Source organism: Pikeienuella sp. (genome assembly GCF_046290545.1).
Taxonomy (GTDB): domain Bacteria; phylum Pseudomonadota; class Alphaproteobacteria; order Rhodobacterales; family Rhodobacteraceae; genus Pikeienuella.
Genome location: NZ_JBKAGV010000014.1, coordinates 299781 through 317203 on the forward strand (window position 1 = coordinate 299781; position 17423 = coordinate 317203).

At 70.8% G+C, this 17423-nt stretch carries 14 protein-coding genes; 7 read left to right on the forward strand and 7 right to left on the reverse strand.

Annotation, left to right across the window (positions count from 1 at the left end; genetic code table 11):
* The first annotated feature begins 10 nt into the window (after positions 1–10).
* Genes ACE37J_RS13135 through ACE37J_RS13145 form a run of 3 tightly spaced genes read left to right on the forward strand, consistent with a single transcriptional unit; the run spans position 11 to position 3412 of the window.
* Positions 11–967 carry an ABC transporter permease gene (locus ACE37J_RS13135; RefSeq protein WP_409711709.1) on the forward strand — a complete coding sequence of 319 codons (957 nt, stop codon included), beginning with the start codon at positions 11–13 and terminating at the stop codon, positions 965–967.
* Positions 964–1782 (forward strand): ABC transporter permease, encoded by an 819-nt coding sequence (locus tag ACE37J_RS13140; protein WP_409711710.1) that lies wholly within the window; start codon positions 964–966, stop codon positions 1780–1782. Before ACE37J_RS13135 ends, ACE37J_RS13140 begins: the two co-directional genes overlap by 4 nt.
* Positions 1775–3412 (forward strand): ABC transporter ATP-binding protein, encoded by a 1638-nt coding sequence (locus tag ACE37J_RS13145; protein WP_409711711.1) that lies wholly within the window; start codon positions 1775–1777, stop codon positions 3410–3412. Before ACE37J_RS13140 ends, ACE37J_RS13145 begins: the two co-directional genes overlap by 8 nt.
* A gap of 21 nt (positions 3413–3433) precedes the next feature.
* Here the strand turns inward: ACE37J_RS13145 and ACE37J_RS13150 are convergent, their stop codons facing one another.
* Genes ACE37J_RS13150 through ACE37J_RS13165 form a run of 4 tightly spaced genes read right to left on the reverse strand, consistent with a single transcriptional unit; the run spans position 3434 to position 9324 of the window.
* Positions 3434–4591 carry an ABC transporter permease gene (locus ACE37J_RS13150; protein ID WP_409711712.1) on the reverse strand — a complete coding sequence of 386 codons (1158 nt, stop codon included), beginning with the start codon at positions 4589–4591 and terminating at the stop codon, positions 3434–3436.
* Positions 4588–5619: an ABC transporter permease gene (locus tag ACE37J_RS13155; protein WP_409711713.1), complete on the reverse strand. Its 1032-nt coding sequence runs from the start codon at positions 5617–5619 to the stop codon at positions 4588–4590. The genes ACE37J_RS13150 and ACE37J_RS13155 overlap by 4 nt, the downstream gene beginning before the upstream one ends.
* A 37-nt stretch (positions 5620–5656) precedes the next feature.
* Positions 5657–7549, reverse strand: a complete 1893-nt coding sequence (locus ACE37J_RS13160) for an ABC transporter substrate-binding protein (protein ID WP_409711714.1) — start codon at positions 7547–7549, stop codon at positions 5657–5659.
* Positions 7546–9324 (reverse strand): ABC transporter ATP-binding protein, encoded by a 1779-nt coding sequence (locus ACE37J_RS13165; protein ID WP_409711715.1) that lies wholly within the window; start codon positions 9322–9324, stop codon positions 7546–7548. Before ACE37J_RS13165 ends, ACE37J_RS13160 begins: the two co-directional genes overlap by 4 nt.
* Before the next feature lie 178 nt (positions 9325–9502).
* Here ACE37J_RS13165 and ACE37J_RS13170 point away from each other — a divergent pair, with 178 nt between their 5' ends.
* From ACE37J_RS13170 to ACE37J_RS13185, 4 genes are all read left to right on the forward strand, one after another.
* On the forward strand, positions 9503–10648 hold the full coding sequence (locus tag ACE37J_RS13170) for an Mrp/NBP35 family ATP-binding protein (RefSeq protein ID WP_409711716.1): 1146 nt from the start codon (positions 9503–9505) through the stop codon (positions 10646–10648).
* A 127-nt stretch (positions 10649–10775) separates the two neighbouring features.
* The gene (locus ACE37J_RS13175; RefSeq protein ID WP_409711717.1) at positions 10776–10976 is read left to right on the forward strand and encodes a hypothetical protein; all 201 of its coding nucleotides are present in this window, start codon (positions 10776–10778) and stop codon (positions 10974–10976) included.
* A 167-nt stretch (positions 10977–11143) separates the two neighbouring features.
* Positions 11144–12799 (forward strand): GMC family oxidoreductase, encoded by a 1656-nt coding sequence (locus ACE37J_RS13180; protein WP_409711718.1) that lies wholly within the window; start codon positions 11144–11146, stop codon positions 12797–12799.
* Positions 12800–12802: 3 nt separating this feature from the next.
* The gene (locus ACE37J_RS13185) at positions 12803–13714 is read left to right on the forward strand and encodes an alpha/beta hydrolase (protein ID WP_409711719.1); all 912 of its coding nucleotides are present in this window, start codon (positions 12803–12805) and stop codon (positions 13712–13714) included.
* A 318-nt stretch (positions 13715–14032) separates the two neighbouring features.
* On the opposite strand, the gene ACE37J_RS13190 is transcribed toward ACE37J_RS13185, so the two are convergent.
* From ACE37J_RS13190 to ACE37J_RS13200, 3 genes are read right to left on the reverse strand one after another with little or no spacing between them, the layout of a single operon-like run.
* Positions 14033–14818 carry a carnitinyl-CoA dehydratase gene (locus ACE37J_RS13190; RefSeq protein ID WP_409711720.1) on the reverse strand — a complete coding sequence of 262 codons (786 nt, stop codon included), beginning with the start codon at positions 14816–14818 and terminating at the stop codon, positions 14033–14035.
* Positions 14815–15420, reverse strand: coding sequence for a DJ-1/PfpI family protein (locus tag ACE37J_RS13195; RefSeq protein ID WP_409711721.1), 606 nt, complete (start codon positions 15418–15420; stop codon positions 14815–14817). Before ACE37J_RS13195 ends, ACE37J_RS13190 begins: the two co-directional genes overlap by 4 nt.
* Positions 15417–17423 (reverse strand): acetate--CoA ligase family protein, encoded by a 2007-nt coding sequence (locus ACE37J_RS13200; protein WP_409711722.1) that lies wholly within the window; start codon positions 17421–17423, stop codon positions 15417–15419. The genes ACE37J_RS13195 and ACE37J_RS13200 overlap by 4 nt, the downstream gene beginning before the upstream one ends.

Below are 17423 nucleotides of genomic sequence, written 5' to 3' on the forward strand. Positions count from 1 at the left end.
GGGCCGCCTTGTGCATCCTGTCCTGATCCTGGTCGCCCGGCGCGTCGTGCTGGGCGTCCTCCTCCTCTGGGCGGCCTCCGTCCTCCTCTTCGCCGGCACGATGATCCTGCCGGGCGACGTGGCGCAGAGCATCCTCGGGCAATCGGCGACGCCGGTGGCGCTCGCCAATCTCCGCGCGGAGCTGGGGCTGAACGACCCGCCGCTGACCCGCTATCTCGACTGGCTGGGCGGCGTCCTGCAGGGCGATCTCGGCACGGCGCTGACGAACGGGCAGGACATCGCGGAGGCCTTGGGGCGGCGCCTCGGCAACACGCTCTTCCTGGCCGCGACGGCCGCCGTGATCGCAGTGCCCCTCGCCATAGGGCTAGGCCTCCTCGCAGCGCGCTACCGGGACCGGTGGCCGGACAAGGTGATCTCCACCTTCACCCTCGCCACCGTCTCGATCCCCGAATTCCTGCTCGGCTACATCGCGATCTTCTTCCTCTCGGTGAATTTCCGCATCTTCCCCTCGCTCGCCGCCGTGCATGAGGGGATGAGCCTCGGGGAGCGGCTCTACGCCGTCTCCCTCCCCGCGCTCGTGCTCGTCCTCGTCGTCCTCGGCCACATGATGCGGATGACGCGGGCGGCGATCCTCAACGTCATGGAATCCGCCTATGTCGAGACGGCGGAGTTGAAAGGGCTCCGGCCCTTCGCCGTCGTCGCCCGCCACGCCTTCCCGAACGCGGTGGCGCCGGTGGTGAACGTGGTGATGCTGAACCTCGCTTATCTCGTCGTCGGCGTCGTGGTGGTGGAGGTCGTCTTCGTCTATCCCGGCATGGGGCAATATCTCGTCGACCATGTCTCGAAGCGCGACGTCCCGGTGGTGCAGGCCTGCGGGCTCATCTTCGCCGCCGTCTATATCGGCCTCAACCTCGTGGCGGACATCGTCTCCATCGTCTCCAATCCGCGGCTGAGGCATCCGAAATGAGGCGGATTCCCCCCGCCGCGCTGATCGGCCTCGTCTTCACCGCGGTCTATTTCCTCGGCGCGATCTTCGCCGGGCTCATCGCCCCCTACGGCATGGCGGAAGTGGTGGGGGACAGGTGGGAGCCCTGGTCCGCCGCCCATCCGCTGGGGACGGACAGCATCGGGCGCGACCTTCTCAGCCGCATGATCTGGGGCGGGCAGACGACGATCTTCGTCGCGACGGCGGCGACGCTCCTTTCCTTCACCCTCGGCTCCGTGCTCGGCTTCGTCGCGGCGGTGAGGGGCGGGTTCGTCGACCAGCTGCTCTCCCGCTTCGTCGACCTCATCATGTCGATCCCCTCGCTGATCTTCGCGCTCGCCGTCCTCTCGGTCACCCCCGTCACCGTGCCGGTGCTGATCCTCGTCATGGGCCTCCTCGATTCCACCCGCGTCTTCCGCCTCGCCCGCGCCGTGGCGGTGGACGTGACGGTGATGGACTTCGTCGAGGCGGCGAAGCTGCGGGGGGAGCGCACCGGCTGGATCATCTTCCGGGAAATCCTGCCGAACGCCCTCTCCCCCCTCATCGCGGAGATGGGCCTGCGCTTCATCTTCATGGTGCTCTTCATCTCCACGCTCTCCTTCCTCGGCCTCGGCGTGCAGCCGCCGCTGGCCGATTGGGGCGGGATCGTGAAGGAGAACCGGGAGGGGATCGTCTGGGGCGTGCCCGCCGCGCTCGTCCCCGCCTTCGCCATCGCGACGCTGGCGATCTCCGTCAACCTCGTGGCGGACTGGATCCTGAACCGCACGTCGAGCCTGAAAGGGGGGCGCGGTGGCTGACCGCCTTCTCGAAATCGAGAACCTCCGGATCGAGGCGACCGCCTATCCGCCCGGCGAGCCCCCGCGCGAGGTCGTGCTCGTCAAGGGCGTCTCGCTCACGCTGGAGCGGGGCAAGGTGCTGGGCCTGATCGGGGAATCGGGCGCCGGCAAGTCCACGATCGGCCTCGCCTCCATGGCCTATGGCCGCTCCGGCGTGCGGCTGACGGGCGGCGCCGTGCGGCTCAATGGGCGGGACCTGATGAAGGAGCCTGCCTCCGGCCTCCGCGCGCTCAGGGGGAAGGAGGCGACCTATGTCGCCCAGTCCGCCGCCGCCGCCTTCAACCCGGCGAAGCGCCTGATGGAGCAGGTGGTGGAGGCCGCGCTCGCCCACGGCGTCGCCTCCCGAAAGGAGGCGGAGGCGCGCGCCGTCCGCCTCTTCGGCAAGCTCGGCCTGCCGGAGCCCGAAACCATCGGGCGCCGCTATCCGCACCAGGTCTCGGGCGGGCAGCTCCAGCGCGTGATGACCGCGATGGCGCTCTGCCCCGAGCCCGACCTCGTGATCTTTGACGAACCGACGACCGCGCTCGACGTGACGACGCAGATCGAGGTTCTCGCCGCGATCAAGGAGGCGATCCGGGATACCGGCGTCGCCGCCCTCTACATCACGCATGACCTCGCCGTGGTCGCGCAGGTGGCGGACCATATCCTCGTCCTCCGCGGCGGCGAGGCGGTGGAATACGGGGAGACGCAGCAGATCATCACCGCCCCGTGGGAGGAATACACCCGCGCCCTCGTCTCCGTCCGCTCCATCGAGCATGAGGAGAAGCCGGAAGGGGCGGAGCCCGTCCTCTCCGTCCGCGGCGTCACGGCCCGCTATCGCGGCACGGGGTTCGACGTGCTGAGCGACGTGAGCGTCGACCTCCCCGCCGGGCAGACGCTGGCGGTGGTGGGGGAGAGCGGCTCGGGCAAGTCCACCCTCGCCCGCGTCATCACCGGCCTCCTCCCCGCGCGAGAGGGGGAGATCGACTTCGCCGGCCGCCGCCTTTCCCCCGCCCTCGCGGGAAGGAGCCGGGACGATCTCCGCGAGATCCAGATGATCTACCAGATGGCCGACACGGCGATGAACCCGCGCCAGACGGTCGGCACGATCATCGGCCGCCCGCTCTCCTTCTATTTCGGGCTGAGGGGCGAGGCGCGGCGGCGGCGGGTGCAAGAGCTGCTGGAGCAGATCGAGATGGGCTCCGGCTTCATCGACCGCTATCCGGCCGAGCTTTCCGGCGGGCAGAAGCAGCGCGTCTGCATCGCCCGCGCCCTCGCCGCGAAGCCCCGGCTCATCATCTGCGACGAGGTGACCTCCGCGCTTGACCCGCTGGTGGCGGACGGCGTGCTGAAGCTCCTCCTCCGGCTCCAGGCGGAGGAGGGCGTCGCCTATCTCTTCATCACGCATGACATCGCGACGGTGCGCGCCATCGCGGACCGGATCGCGGTCATGTATCGCGGCCGGGTGCAGCGCTACGGCCAGAAATCCGCCGTCCTCTCCCCGCCCTTCGACGATTACACTGACCTCCTCCTCGCCTCCGTGCCCGAGATGCGGCGCGGCTGGCTGGAGGAGGCTCTGGAGCGGCGGCGAATGGAGAGCGCGGGGAACTAACCGGCCCGGGCCAGTCAGCGCTCAACTGTAGGGGTCGAGCGCGTCCCTGAGCCCGTCGCCGAGGAAGCTGAAGGCCAGCACCACCATGATGACCGGCACGAGCGGCATCAGGAGCCATGGATAGATCTCCACCACCGTGAGGTCGAGCGCGTCGTTCAGCATCAGCCCCCAGCTGACGGCGGGCGGGCGGAGGCCGAGCCCGAGGAAGGAGAGCGCCGTCTCCCCGAGGATCATGGCGGGGATCGAGAGCGTCGCCGAGGCGACGAGGTGGGACATGAAGTTCGGCATCATGTGCGCGCCGATGATCCGCGTGGGCCGCGCCCCCATCAGCTCCGCCGCCTTCACATAATCCTCCTCCCTCAGCGCCAGGAATTTCGAGCGGACGGCGCGCGCAAGGCCCGGCCAGTCCAGCAGCCCGAGGATGATGGATATAAGGAAGAAGACGGAGACGGGCCCCCAGTTCGCCGGAATCGCCGCGGCGAGCGCCAGCCAGATCGGCAGTTCCGGCAGCGAGCGGATGATCTCGATGGCCCGCATCGTCAGGCTGTCCACCCAGCCGCCGAAATAGCCCGCCATGCCGCCGAGGACGAGCCCGATGGCGAAGGAGACGGCGACGCCGATGAGCCCCACGGTGAGCGAAAGCTGCGCGCCGTGCATGATCCGGCTGTGCACGTCCCGCCCCAGCCTGTCCGTCCCGAGTATGAAGAGCGTTCCGCCCTCCGGCGGGCAGATGAAGCGGAAGCTCGTCTCGATGAGGCCGAGGAGGCGATAGGTGCTCCCGCAGCTCTGGAAGAGCGGGATTTTCAGCGGCTGCGACCAGTCCACGATGGAGCCCATCTGGAAGGTCTCCACGTCGAACTTCTCCTCCGTCACGAAGGTGTGGAGGCCGAAGCCGTAGGCCTCGGACCAGAGCCGCACGGGCTGCGGCGGGGCGTAGATGTGGTTCTCGTTCCGCTCCGCATAATGATAGGGCGAGAGCACGTCCACGAAGGGCAGCGCGAGATAGATGACGAGGAGATAGACGCCGGAGACGACGCCAAGCTTGTGCCTGAGGAACCGCCGCCAGATCAGCACCCAGGTCGGCGCGTCGAGATCGGCGCGGTCCAGCGCCTGAAGGTCCGCCGCCTCGTCGTAATCGTCCTTGGCGATGAAATGCCGGTCCGGGTCGATCTTCGTCATCGCGCGCCCCCCGCCTTGCCCGAGAGCCTGATGCGCGGGTCCACCACCGCGAGAAGGATGTCGGAGATCAGCATCCCCACCAGCGTCAGCGCCGAGACGAAGAGGAGGATGAAGCCCGAGAGGAAGATGTCCTGGCTACGCAGCGCGGAAAGGAGCACGGGGCCGATGGTCGGCAGGCTCATCACCACGGAGACGAGGACGGAGCCGGAGATGAGCTGCGGCAGCAGGTTGCCGATATCCGCGATGAAGGGGTTGAGCGCCATGCGGAGCGGATACTTGATGACCGCGCGGGTCGGGGAGACGCCCTTCGCCGCCGCGGTGGTGACGTAAGGTTTCCCGAGCTCGTCCAGCAGGTTGGCGCGGAGCCGGCGCATCATGCCCGCCATGCCGGCCGTGCCGATGACGACGACGGGGGCGACCATGTGGAGCATGATAGAGCCGAACTTCTCCAGGCTCATCGGCTGGTCGATGAACTCCCTCGCCATGCCGCCGCCGATCGGCAGCCCGACCGCCTTGTTGCCGTAATACATGAGCACGAGCGCGAGGAGGAAGTTGGGCGTCGCGAGGCCGATATAGCCGATCAGCGCGGCGAGATAGTCGATCCAGGTGTTGGCGCGCACGGCGGCGAGCGCGCCGAGCGGCAGCGCCGTCAGATAGACGAAGAGCACGACGACGAGGTTGAGCCCGATGGTGAACCACATCGCCTCGGCCACCACGTCATAGACCTGCCGGTCAAGCTCGAAGGAATAGCCGAAATTCCCCTGCAACATGCCGGAGAACCCGTCCGGCCCCGGCCAGAGCCCGACCCAGACGAGGTATTGTTCCCAGACCGGCCGGTCGAGCGAATACTGCGCGAGGAGGAACTGCGCCTTCGCGATGGAGCCCTGCTCCCCGGTCGCCATCAGCTCCCGGATCTGGTTGGTGAGGTAGTTGCCTTCCGGCAGGTTGATGATCGCGAAGATGAGGACGGAGATGACGGCGAGGGTCCCCGCCATCGTGACGCAGCGGCGCAGGATGTAGGCGAGCATCAGGTGCGCCCTCCGGCCTTGATCGCTGTCCCGCGCATCATTCGGCGAAATAGAGTTCGTCGATCCGGTAGGCGCCGATATGCGCCGCCGGCTCCCAGGCGTAGATCCCGTTCTCGGGGAAGTTCCTCAGCCGCTTCGAGATGACGATGGGCTGCGGCGCGCCGGAGACGAGGCCGATGGCCATGATCTGCTCGGCGTGGATCTCCAGCATCTCTTCCCAGATCGCGGCCTTCTCGCTCTCGGAAGAAGCGATGGACCAGCGCTCGAACAGGGCGAGGAGGGCCTGCGCCTCCGGTGTCGCCGGCTTCTCGCCCGCGGCGCCCTTGGTCTGGTAGTGCTGGCCCCAGGCCGGCCAGGCGAAGTTCGTCTGGTCCACCGGCGCAAGCGCGGAGGGCACGGCGTCCGGCGTCGGCACGCCGTTGTCCCATCCGAACCAGACCGGCATCATGCTTTCCCCGGCGAAGGCCTTGTTGCGCAGGATGTCCCGGTCCAGCGGGCGGAAGATCATCTTGAGGCCGACCTCCTTCCACATCTCCTGCACGAGTTCGAGCGCGTCCATCTCCTCCTGCCGCTCGCCCGCCGTCTCCACCACGATCTCGGCGCGCCTGCCGTCCGGCAGGAGGCGCCAGCCTTCGGAATCGACCTTGTCGAGCCCCACCTCGTCGAGCAGGGCGCGCGCCTCGTCCCGGTTCAGCTTCGCATAGGCCATCGCGTGCTCCTCGTCATAGAACGGGCTCGCCGGCAGGGCGGCGACGGCGGAGGGCTTGGCCATGCCGAAATAGAGCGACTTGTTGATCGCGATCCGGTTGATCGAGAGGGAGAGCGCCCGGCGGAAGCGCACGTCCCGCATCAGCGCGCGCCAGACCGGGTCGTTCACCGTCTGGTTCGGGTAGAGCGCGACGTCGGAGGCGGCGCCGTTCGTCCAGAGCCGGGTGACGTATCCGCCCCCCTTCTCCCCCTTTTTCAGCACCGGCGCGTCGCCGAAGGCGAGGCCGCGGGCCTGGAGATCGACCTCGCCGCGGTTCGCCTTGGCCGGGATCAGCCCGCCTGCGGCGACCGTCATCTCGATCGTGTCGACATAGGGGAGCTGGCGGCCCTCCGGGTCGAAGCGGTGGTAATAGGGATTCCGCTCCAGCACATAGCGGCTGTTGTTCTTCGGCGTCACGTTCACCCACGGCTGGAGCGTCGGCAGGTCCGGATTGTCGAAATCGTAGAGATTGTCGAGCCGGTTGTGGAGCTGCGCCCAGTTCCTCACCCCGGCGTCGTCCACCGCCTCCTCCAGCGCGGCCGGGTCGGCGTAGCGGGCGTGATAGGCCTTCATGAAGGCGGAGGGGCGATAGATGAAGGGCGGCCGCGCGGCGGCGAGGGCGGGGAGGAAGCGCGGGTTCGGCGCCTGCCAGGTGTAGCGCACCGTCGTCTCGTCCAGCACCTCGAACACCGGCTCCACGCCGTTCACGAGGAAAAGCTCCGGCGGGCCGGCGGGCGAAAGCTCGGGGTGGTTCGCCACGTCCTGCCACCAGTAGCGGAAATCCTCCGCCGTGAAGGGCGACCCGTCTGACCATTTGTGGCCCTTGCGGAGGCGGAGGGTGAAGACACGCCCCTCCTCCACCTCGACCGCCTTCAGGAGGTCGGCGGCGAGCCGGAAATCCTCGTCATAGCCGACGAGCCGGGCGTAACCGTAGACGACGGCGTAGCGCACGTCCCGCGCCCGCCCGATCAGGGTGCGGATCTGCCCGCCATGCGCGCCGATCGTGCGGCCGCGGGCGGCGAGGTCGACGACCAGCGGCTCCTCCGGCGCCCGTTCCGTGACCGGCGGCAGCGCGCCTTCGGCGACGAGCGGGGCGAGGGAGGGCGTCTCCTGCATCGTGAGGGCGGAAGCCGGGGCGGCGCAGAGGCAGAGCGCGAAGAGGGCGGGGAGGATGGGTCTCATGCTGCTCTCCTGACGTAGTGGCCCGCATTCACCTCGATCAGGTCCGGCGCCGCATCGTCCCGATAGCCGAAGGGCTCGGGCCAGCTGTCGGGCTCGCCGGCCCCGCGCGCCACGGCGGCGAGGTCGAGCGGGCGGTCCATGTCCGGCTCGGGCGAGGCGGCCATCAGCGCCTGCGTGTAGGGATGGACCGGATTGGTGAAGAGCGCCTTCACCGGCCCCTCCTCGATCACCCGGCCCCGGCGCATGACGGCGACGCGGTCCGCAAGGTCCGCCACCACCGCGAGGTCATGGCTGATGAAGAGGTAGGAGAGGCCGAACTCGTCCCGTATCTCCTTGAAAAGGGCGAGGACCTGCGCCTGCACGGACACGTCGAGCGCGGAGGTCGGCTCGTCGCAGACGATCAGCTCCGGCCCGAGGGCGAGGGCGCGGGCGATGGAGATGCGCTGCCGCTGCCCGCCGGAAAAGGCGTGCGGGAAGCGCTGGAGATGGTCGGCGGAAAGGCCGACGCGCTCCATCAGGTCCGCCGCCCGCTCCCGCTGCTCCCGCCCCGTGCCGACGCCGTGGACGCGAAGCGGCTCCGTCAGGATGTCCCGCACGCACATGCGGGGGGAGAGGGAGGAGAACGGGTCCTGAAAGACGATCTGCACCTTGCGGCGGAAATCCCGGAGCTCCTCCCCCCTGAGCGCCGCCACGTCCACCTCCGCGCCGTCCGCGCCGCGGAAGAGGACGGAGGCGCCGGGGTCCGGCCGCTCCGCCTGAAGCATCAGCTTGGCGACGGTGGACTTGCCGGAGCCGGATTCGCCGACGATGGCCAGCGTCTCCCCCCGCCGGAGGTCGATCCGCACGTCCTGCACCGCCTTCACCGGCGGGGAGACGCGGCCGAGGCCCTGCGCCTTGCCCGGATAGGTCTTGGAGAGATGCCGCGCGCGGAGGATGAAATCCTCGGACGGGGCGTGCCGCGGCTCCAGATTTTCGGGGATTTCCGGCGCGGCGGCGATCAGCTTCCTCGTGTAGCCGTGGCCGGGCGTCTTCAGCACGGCGCGGGCCGGGCCGCTCTCCACAACCTTGCCCTTGCGGAGGACGACGACGCTGTCGGCCATGTTGGCGACCACGCCGAGATCGTGCGTGACCATGACGACGGACATGCCGGTCTCGCGCTGGAGCGTCTTGATGAGGTCCAGCACGGTCGCCTGCGTCGTCACGTCGAGCGCGGTCGTCGGCTCGTCCGCGATCATCAGCGCCGGGCGGCAGACCATCGCCATCGCGATCATCGCGCGCTGGCGGAGCCCGCCCGAAAGCTCGAACGGATAGGCGCGGAAGGCCCGCTCCGGGTCCGGGAAGCCCACGGCGGCGAAGGTTTCGATGCAGCGCGCCTTGACCGCCGCGCCGCGAAGGTCGGTGTGGAGGCGCACGGCCTCGCCCACCTGATCCCCGATCGTGTGGAGCGAGGAGAGGGAGCTCATCGGCTCCTGGAAGATCATCGAGACGCGCTTGCCCCGCACCTTGCGGAGCGCGGCCGGGTCGAGGGCGAGGAGGTCCGTCTCCCCGCCGTCATCCGCCAGGATCGCGCGGCCGGCGATGATCGCCGCGCCCTTCGGCAGGATGCCGAGCAGGGCCTTGCCCGTCAGCGTCTTGCCCGAGCCCGATTCGCCGACGAGCGCCAGCGTCTCCCCCCGCCGCACGGCGAAGGAGACGTCGTCGACCACGCGCACGGCGGAGCGGCCCGCGCCGAACGCGATGGTCAGTCCCTCAACCGTCAGCAAAGGCTGCGGCATCCGTCTCTTCCCCCCGGTTGCGCCCCGTTTGTCGCAAGGCCGCGCCAGCGGGGCAACCGATTTTGCGCCGCCGCGGCCCGGTTTCGTGCGCGCTTCGTCACGCGCCGAACAGGCCGGTGGCGAAGCGGAGCCCCTGAGGCTATCTAGCATCCGAATATGAACGCTTTCGGGAGGCGACATGGCGGACGCGAGACGCGAGGACGTGCTGAAGGCGCTTTCCGCTGTAACGGATTCGGGTGGCCACGGGCGGGACATCGTGACCTCCGGCATGGTCGTCGGCCTCACGGTCGAGGGCGGGGCGGTGCGCTTCGCGCTGGAGGTGGACCCGGCGCGGGGCGCCGCGCTGGAGCCGCTGCGGCAGGCGGCGGAGGCGGCGGCGAAGGCGGTTCCCGGCGTCACGTCCGTCATCGCCGCGCTCACCGCGCATTCCGATACGCCTACGGCTCCGAAAGGCGCGCCGCCCGATCTCGGCACGCGCGCGAAACCCGGCGACAAGCCGCTCCGCCCGCCGCCGGCGCCGCCGCAGGGCGGTGTCGTGCCCGGCGTCGCCCGCATCGTCGCCGTCGGTTCGGGCAAGGGCGGCGTCGGCAAGTCCACCGTCTCCGCCAATCTCGCCGTCGCGCTCGCGATGGAGGGCTGGCGCGTCGGGCTGCTGGATGCGGACGTCTACGGCCCCTCCCAGCCGCGCCTCCTCGGCATCGCGGGCCGCCCCTCCTCGCCGGACGGGCAGAACATCGAGCCGATGCGCGGCTTCGGCGTCAAATGCATGTCCATGGGCTTCCTGACGGGCGAGCGGGAGAGCGTGATCTGGCGCGGCCCGATGCTGATGAGCGCGGTGACGCAGATGCTCTATCAGGTGAACTGGGCCCCGCTCGACTTCCTGATCGTCGATCTCCCGCCCGGCACCGGCGACGTGCAGCTGACGCTGAGCCAGAAGACGAAGCTCTCCGGCGCCGTCGTCGTCTCCACCCCGCAGGACGTGGCGCTGATCGACGCGCGGAAGGCGATCGACATGTTCGACAAGATCAAGATCCCGATCCTCGGCGTGATCGAGAACATGGCGACCTTCTGCTGCCCGAATTGCGGGCACGAGACGCAGATCTTCGGCCATGGCGGCGCGGAGGCGGAAGCGGAGCGGATCGGCGCGCCCTTCCTCGGCCGCGTGCCGCTGACGCTCGACCTCCGCGTGACCTCGGACGGGGGGACGCCCATCGTCGCCGCGAAGCCGGAGGGGCCGGAGGCCGCGCGCTTCCGCGAGATGGCGCGGGCGCTCGCCGAAGGTCTCGGCGCGCATGAGCCGGAGGCGGTGGGCTGGCGGGTGTGAGGGCGGCGTCCGATCATCACGTAGAGTGATGGAAGCGATGAAATACATTCGTTTCCGGAATTGATCTCCGGCGCCCATCTCCATGAGCAGGCGGCCCCCCCGGGCCGCAGGATCCTGGAGACGCACCATGCGATACGGAACCATCGAAAGCCGCGCCGCCGGGCGGCGCGACGCCGCGGCCGGGCCTTCGGAAGACCGCCGCCGCCTCGGCGCCCTCCTCGCCCTCTTCGCCGCAGCGCTCTTCGCGCTTGCGGCGATCGGGGGCGGGGAGGATCTGCCGGGCGCAGGCGCCCCGAACCTGACGGAGATGGCCGCGCCGGCCAGGTAAACGGCCCCGAAACTCCCCGTGGCGCGGCGCTGCGGAAGCGGCTAGGAACGCGAGGAGTCTCTCCCGCCGGACCCTGCCCATGCCCCGCATCGTCGCGCTCGAAACCTTGTCGTGCGAGTTCGTCGCCTTCGTGAAGGCGACGACGGAGCGGGGCGCACGGCGACCGCATGACGCTTCGAAGGGCGGCGCCTGAGATCATGGCCTCGCCGGTTTTCGACTATGTGATCGTCGGCGCGGGCTCCGCAGGCTGCGTCCTGGCCGAGCGGCTCTCGGCGGACGGCGCGCGCTCCGTCCTCGTCATCGAGGCGGGGGGGAGCGACCGGCGCTTCTTCGTCCACATGCCGCTCGGCTACGGCAAGCTCTTCTTCGACCCTGCGGTGAACTGGGCCTACCTGACGGAGCCCGACCCCGGCCTCGGCGGGCGCCCCGATTACTGGCCGCGGGGGAAGCTTCTCGGCGGCTCCAGCTCCATCAACGCGATGGTCTGGGCGCGGGGCGGGCGGGAGGATTACGAGGATTGGGGCGCCGCCGCCGGCCCGCACTGGGGCTGGGAGGCGGCGCGGGAAGCCTATCGCGAGATCGAGGACAACGAGGCCGGCGGCGACGAATGGCGCGGCGCCGGCGGGCCGCTCTTCATCTCCGCCAACCGGCGGGACCTGCACCCGCTCTGCGACGCCTTCGTCGCCGGGGCGGCGGCGGCGGGGCTGCCCCATAACCCGGATTTCAACGGCGCTCGCCAGGAGGGCGCCGGGACCTACCAGATGACGATCCGCGGCGCGCGGCGGAACTCCGCCGCCCGCGCCTTCCTCCGCCCCGCCATGCGGCGGCGGAACGTGACCGTCTGGACCGGGGCGCAGGCGACGCGCATCCTCTTCGAGGGGCGGCGGGCCACGGGAATCGCCTTCCGCCGGAACGGGCGGGAGGGGGAGGCGCGGGCGGCGCGGGAGGTGATCCTCGCCGGCGGGGCGGTGAACTCCCCGCAGCTCCTGATGCTGTCCGGGGTCGGCCCCGCCGCGGACCTCGCCGCGAACGGCGTGGCGCCGCTCCTCGACCATCCCCATGTCGGGCGCAACATGGCGGACCATCTCGGGCTCAACCACACCTACCGCGCGAACGCGCCGACCTATAATGACGAGCTGCGCCCGCTTCTCGGCAAGCTCCGCGCCGGCCTCCGCTGGCTCCTTTTCGGAACCGGGCCGCTCGCGAAGTCCGTCAACCACGGCGGCGGCTTCTTCCGCACGTCGCCGGAGCGGCCGCGACCGAACATGCAGCTCTATTTCCAGGCCTTCTCCACCCTCGTCCCCCGCCCCGGAAAGCGCCCGCTGCTGACGCCGGACCCGTTCTCCGGCATGAGCCTCGGCCTTTCCAACGCGCGGCCGTGGAGCCGGGGGGAGATCGGGCTGGCGGGCCCCGACCCCTTCGCGCCGCCCCGCATCCGCGCCGGCGCCTTCGCGGACGGGCGGGACATGGAGGAGATGCTGGCGGGCGCCCGCTTCCTCCGCCGCCTCGCCGCCACCGCGCCGATGCGCGCCGTGATCGCGGAGGAACTGCGCCCCGGCCCCGCCGTCGAAAGCGACGAGGCGCTGATCGCCGACATCCGCGAACGATCCGGCACCGTCTATCATCCCTGCGCGACGCTGCGGATGGGGACGGACCCGGAAAGCTCCGTGGTGGACCCGGACCTTCGGGTGCGCGGGCTCGAAGGGCTCCGCATCTGCGACGCCTCGGTCTTCCCGAACCTGATCGCCGGGAACACCAACGCGCCGAGCATCCTCGTCGGCTGGCTCGGCGCCCGCCGCATCCGCGAGACCGAAAGGCGCTGAGCCATGCCCGATTACGACGCGCTGCTCGACGAAGGGATCAAGGCCTTCATCCGGGAGACGGCGCGGCACTACCCGCCCGACGCGGCGAGCCTCGACATCGCCGGGCAGCGCGCCGTCTATGACCGTATGGCGGCGGCCTTCCGCGCGCCGCGCCCCTCCGGCGTCCGGGTGGAGGACTGGCCGATCGGCGGCGTTCCCGCCCGCATCTATGAGAGCGGGCCGGGCGGGGGCGCGGTTCTCTATCTCCATGGCGGGGGCTTCGTCGTCGGCGGGCTCGAAAGCCATGACGACGTCTGCGCCGAGATCTGCGCCGGAACCGGCCTCCGCGTCGTCAGCGCCGACTACCGGCTCGCGCCCGAACATCCGCACCCCGCCGCCTATCTCGATGCGCTCGCCGCCGTGCGCGCGGCCTTCGCGGCCTTCGGCGCGCCGCTGATTTTGGCGGGGGACAGCGCGGGCGCCGCCCTCGCCGCCTCCGTCGCCCATGCGCTGCGCGGGAGCGACGCGCGCGTCGCCGGTCAGGTCCTGATCTATCCCGGCCTCGGCGGCGATGCCGACCGCGGCAGCTACATCGAGCACGCCGAGGCGCCGATGCTCACCCGGGCGGACGTGCTTTTCTACGGCCGCATCCGCTTCGCCGGCGAGGCCCCCGAGCGGGACCCGACGGCGGCCGCGCTGCATGACGAAGATTTCTCCGGCCTCCCGCCGACCCTCATCTTCAGCGCCGAATGCGACCCGCTGGCCGATGACGGGCGCGAATATCGGGACCGCATCCGAGCCGCCGGGGGCGCCGCGGACTGGCGGCTCGACCGCGGCCTCGTCCACGGCTGGCTCCGCGCGCGGCATATGTCCCCGAGGGCGGGCGCCGCCTTCGCGCGGATCGTGGAGGGCGTCGGGCGGCTGGCGGCGGGGTAGGGTAGGGGAGCCGCGCCCCACGCCCCTTGGCCCGGGCGACCAGCCCGGGCCGCGGCCTCCCTCCCGCCAGGGAGGCCGCATCGCAACGGCGCAAGACGGGCAACCTTTGGGGTTCCTGACGCCATAAACCGCGCGGACCAGTCATTCCGAGGCGGCCCCCCGAGGGAGCCCGCGGCCCTCCGCGCGCCGTTCGGGCCGGGGCCTGCCCCGACGCGAGCGGAACGCGGCTACGGCCACTGAAACAATCGATCACGGAAAAATTCCATAGAAATCAAGGCCCCGAGGCCGATAACCATGGTTATGGCCCGAATCCGCCCCCTAGCGCCCCTTCCAGACCGGGTCGCGCCCCTCCGCGAAGGCCTTCGCGCCCTCCAGATTGTCCTCCGAGCCGTAGAGCCGGTCCACCGTCGCGAACTGCCGCCGCGTGATGCGGTTGAGCGCGTCCTGGAAGCGCATCGCCTCCGCCTCCCGCACCACCTCCTTGATCGCGGCGTAAACGAGCGGCGGCCCGCTCTCCAGCAGCCGCGCGAGGCTCCACGCCTTCGCCATCAGCTCCTCCGGCGCCGTGATCTCCTTGAGGATGCCCCAGCGCAGCGCCTCCTCCGCGTCGAACCAGCGGCCCGTCAGCAGGAGGTCCATGGCGACGTGATAGGGGATGCGCTTCGGCAGTTTCAGCGAGGCCGCGTCCGCGATGGTGCCCGAGCGGATTTCCGGCAGCGCGAAGGTGGCGTTCGAGGAGGCGAGGATGAGGTCGCAGGAAAGCGCCAGCTCCAGCCCCCCGCCGCAGCAGATGCCGTTGACGGCGCAGATCACCGGCTTGTTGAGATGCGGCAATTCCTGCAGCCCGCCGAAGCCGCCGACGCCGTAATCCCCGTCCACCGGATCGCCCGCCGCCGCCGCCTTCAGGTCCCAGCCGGGGCAGAAGAACTTCTCCCCCTCCGCCCGCAGGATCGCGACGCGAAGCGTGTCGTCGTCCCGAAAGTCGCGGAAGGTCTCCCCCATGATCCGGCTCGTGACGAGGTCGATGGCGTTCGCCTTCGGCCGGTCGAGCGTGACTTCGAGCACCGCGCCCTCGCGGCGCGTCCGGATCGGGCCTGTCGTCATGTATCCTCCTTCGCGAACGGGTCGTTCGCCGGGTCCTCGTTGGGCGTGTATTCCGCCCAGTCCGCCGCCTGCCGCGCCTTTTCCGGGCCGAGCAGCCGGCCGATCAGCGCCAGCGCCATGTCCGTCCCGGCGGAGACGCCGGAGGCGGTCCAGAACTTGCCGTCCTCCACCCAGCGCGCCCGGCCCCGCCAGTCGACCTTCGGGCCCTGCTTCGCCACCCAGTCGAAGGCGAGCTTGTTCGTCGTCGCCCCGCGCCCGTCCAGGAGCCCGGCGCGGGCGAGCAGCGCGGAGCCGGTGCAGACGGAGGCGACGATCTCCGCGCCCTCCGCCGCCTCCCGCAGCCAGGCGAGGAGCCGCGCATTCTTCACGTCCCGCCGCGTCCCCCGCCCGCCGGGGACGAGGAGGATGTCATAGCGCTCGACCCCGATCAGGTCGTCCACCGTCGTCCGCGGCCCCTGCGCGGAGGGAACGGAATTCGCCCCGTCCGCCACGATGCGGAGTGCGAACTCGTCCGGGAACATGCCGAACATCTCGAGCGGGCCGTAAAGGTCCAGCAACTCGAAATCCGGATAGACGAGGGCGCCGACCGTTCTCCGCTTCACGTCTCCGCCTCCCGGATCACCGCATCGACCGCCACGGCGCCCTGGGGCAGAACCATCAGCGGGTTGACCTCAATCTCCACGATCCGCGCATCCCGCTCCATGATCTTCTGCATGGACAAGGCCGCGGAGACCGCCGCCGCCACGTCGCCCCGCGCCCGCCCGCGAAAGCCGTCGAGCAGCGGAAAGAGCCTGCGGCGGCGGAGCGCGGCCTCGATCTCCCCGCCCGTGACGGGGAGGATCAGCGTCTCCACATCCTCCAGCAATTCCGCCTCCCGCCCGCCGAAGCCGATGGTCAGCGTCCCGCCATAGACCGGGTCGCGCCGGAGCCCGACCAGCAGCTCCGCCACCGCGCCCGCCACCATCTCCTCCGCCAGATAGCCCGATGCGCCCGGCATCTCCCCCTCGCGCGCGAGCGTGGAAAGGCCGAGCCGCACCGCCCCCGCCTCCGTCTTGTGGAGAAAGCCGAGCCCCTTCAGCGCCAGCGGCGGGCGGAGCGCGGCGGCGGCCATGCGGAGCGCGGGGAGCGTCGGCGCCGCCACATAAAGCGGCACGCTCACGCCCGCCGCCGCCAGCAGAGCCTTCGCCTCGTCCTCGGGCAGGAGCCGCGCCGGCCGCTCCGCCCGCGCCGCCCAGGGCCGCCAGCCGGCGCGCCCCGCCGGCGCCGTCGCCCCGCGGAGCCCGAGGAGCGCGCTTTCGAGCCCCATCAGCGGCGCGACGCCCCGCGCGATCCAGTCCCGCGCCCGTTCCTCCCCGAAATTCTCGGCGAGCGAGGCGACCGGGAAGGCCGGCTTGCCGCTCACCCGCCCCGCCGTCTCGATCGCGCGGAGCGCGGGCACGAAGCTCGCCGGGTCGCAGCGATCCTCCCGCGGCGGATCGATGACGAAGAAGCCGGCGTCCGCGCCCGCCATCATCGCAGAGAAGACCTCCGCAATCTTCCCCTCGTCGCCCCAGATGAAGGTCTGGTAGTCGAGCGGGTTCGCGAGCGTCACCAGCGGCCCGAGCACGGCGGAGAGCCGCGCCGCGGCCTCGCCCGCCGGCGCCGGGAACTCGAAGGGCAGCCCGGCGGAAAGGTCCGCCGACAGCCCCGCCTCCCCGCCCGAACAGGCTGTGATCGACAACCGCCGCCCCGAAAGCGGCCCGTGGACATGAAGGATCTTCAGCGCCTCCAGCAGGTCCGAAAGCCCCGGAACCTCCCCGATCCCCGCCTGCGCGAGAAAGGCGGAGGAGGCCGCGCCGCCCCCGGCGAGGGAGGCCGTGTGCGTCGCCGCCGCCGCCGCCCCGGCCGCCGACTTGCCGCTCTTCACGGCGACGATCCCCTTCCCCGCGGCCCGCGCCGCCTCCGCCAGCGCCGCGAGCGCCGGCGCGTCCCCCACGCCTTCGAGATAGAGGCCGAGCGCCGTCACCCGCTCGTCCGCCAGCAACGCCCCCGCCACCTCCGCCAGCCCCGTCTGCGCCGCATTGCCGAGGCAGAGGATATAGGCGAGCGGCAGGCCGCGGGCCTGCATCGTCAGGTTGATCGCGATGTTGGAGCTTTGCGAGACGATGGCGACGCCCCGCGCCTCCCGCCGCCCGCCATGCTGGTCCGGCCAGATCGCCGCGCCGTCGAGATAGTTGACGAGGCCATAGCAGTTCGGCCCGAGGATCGGCATGGCGCCGGCCGCCTCCACCAGCCGCGCCTGCAAATCCCGCTCCCCCGTCTCCGCCCAGCCCGAAGCGAAGCAGACGGCGCCGCCCGCGCCCATCGCGGAGAGTTCCGCGACGACATCGACGGTGGCGTGCCGGTTCACCCCGATGAAGGTCGCGTCCGGCGCGCCTGGCAGCGCGGCGAGGGAGGGATACGCCCGCACCCCGCCCACCGCCGCCTTCGAGGGATGCACGGGCCAGACCTCCCCCGCGAAGCCCATCTTGAGGCATTGTTCGACGACATTCGCCGCCCAGCCGCCGCCCATGACGGCGACCGAGCGCGGGCGCAGCAGGCGGGAAAGGTCCCGCGGCGCGAGCAT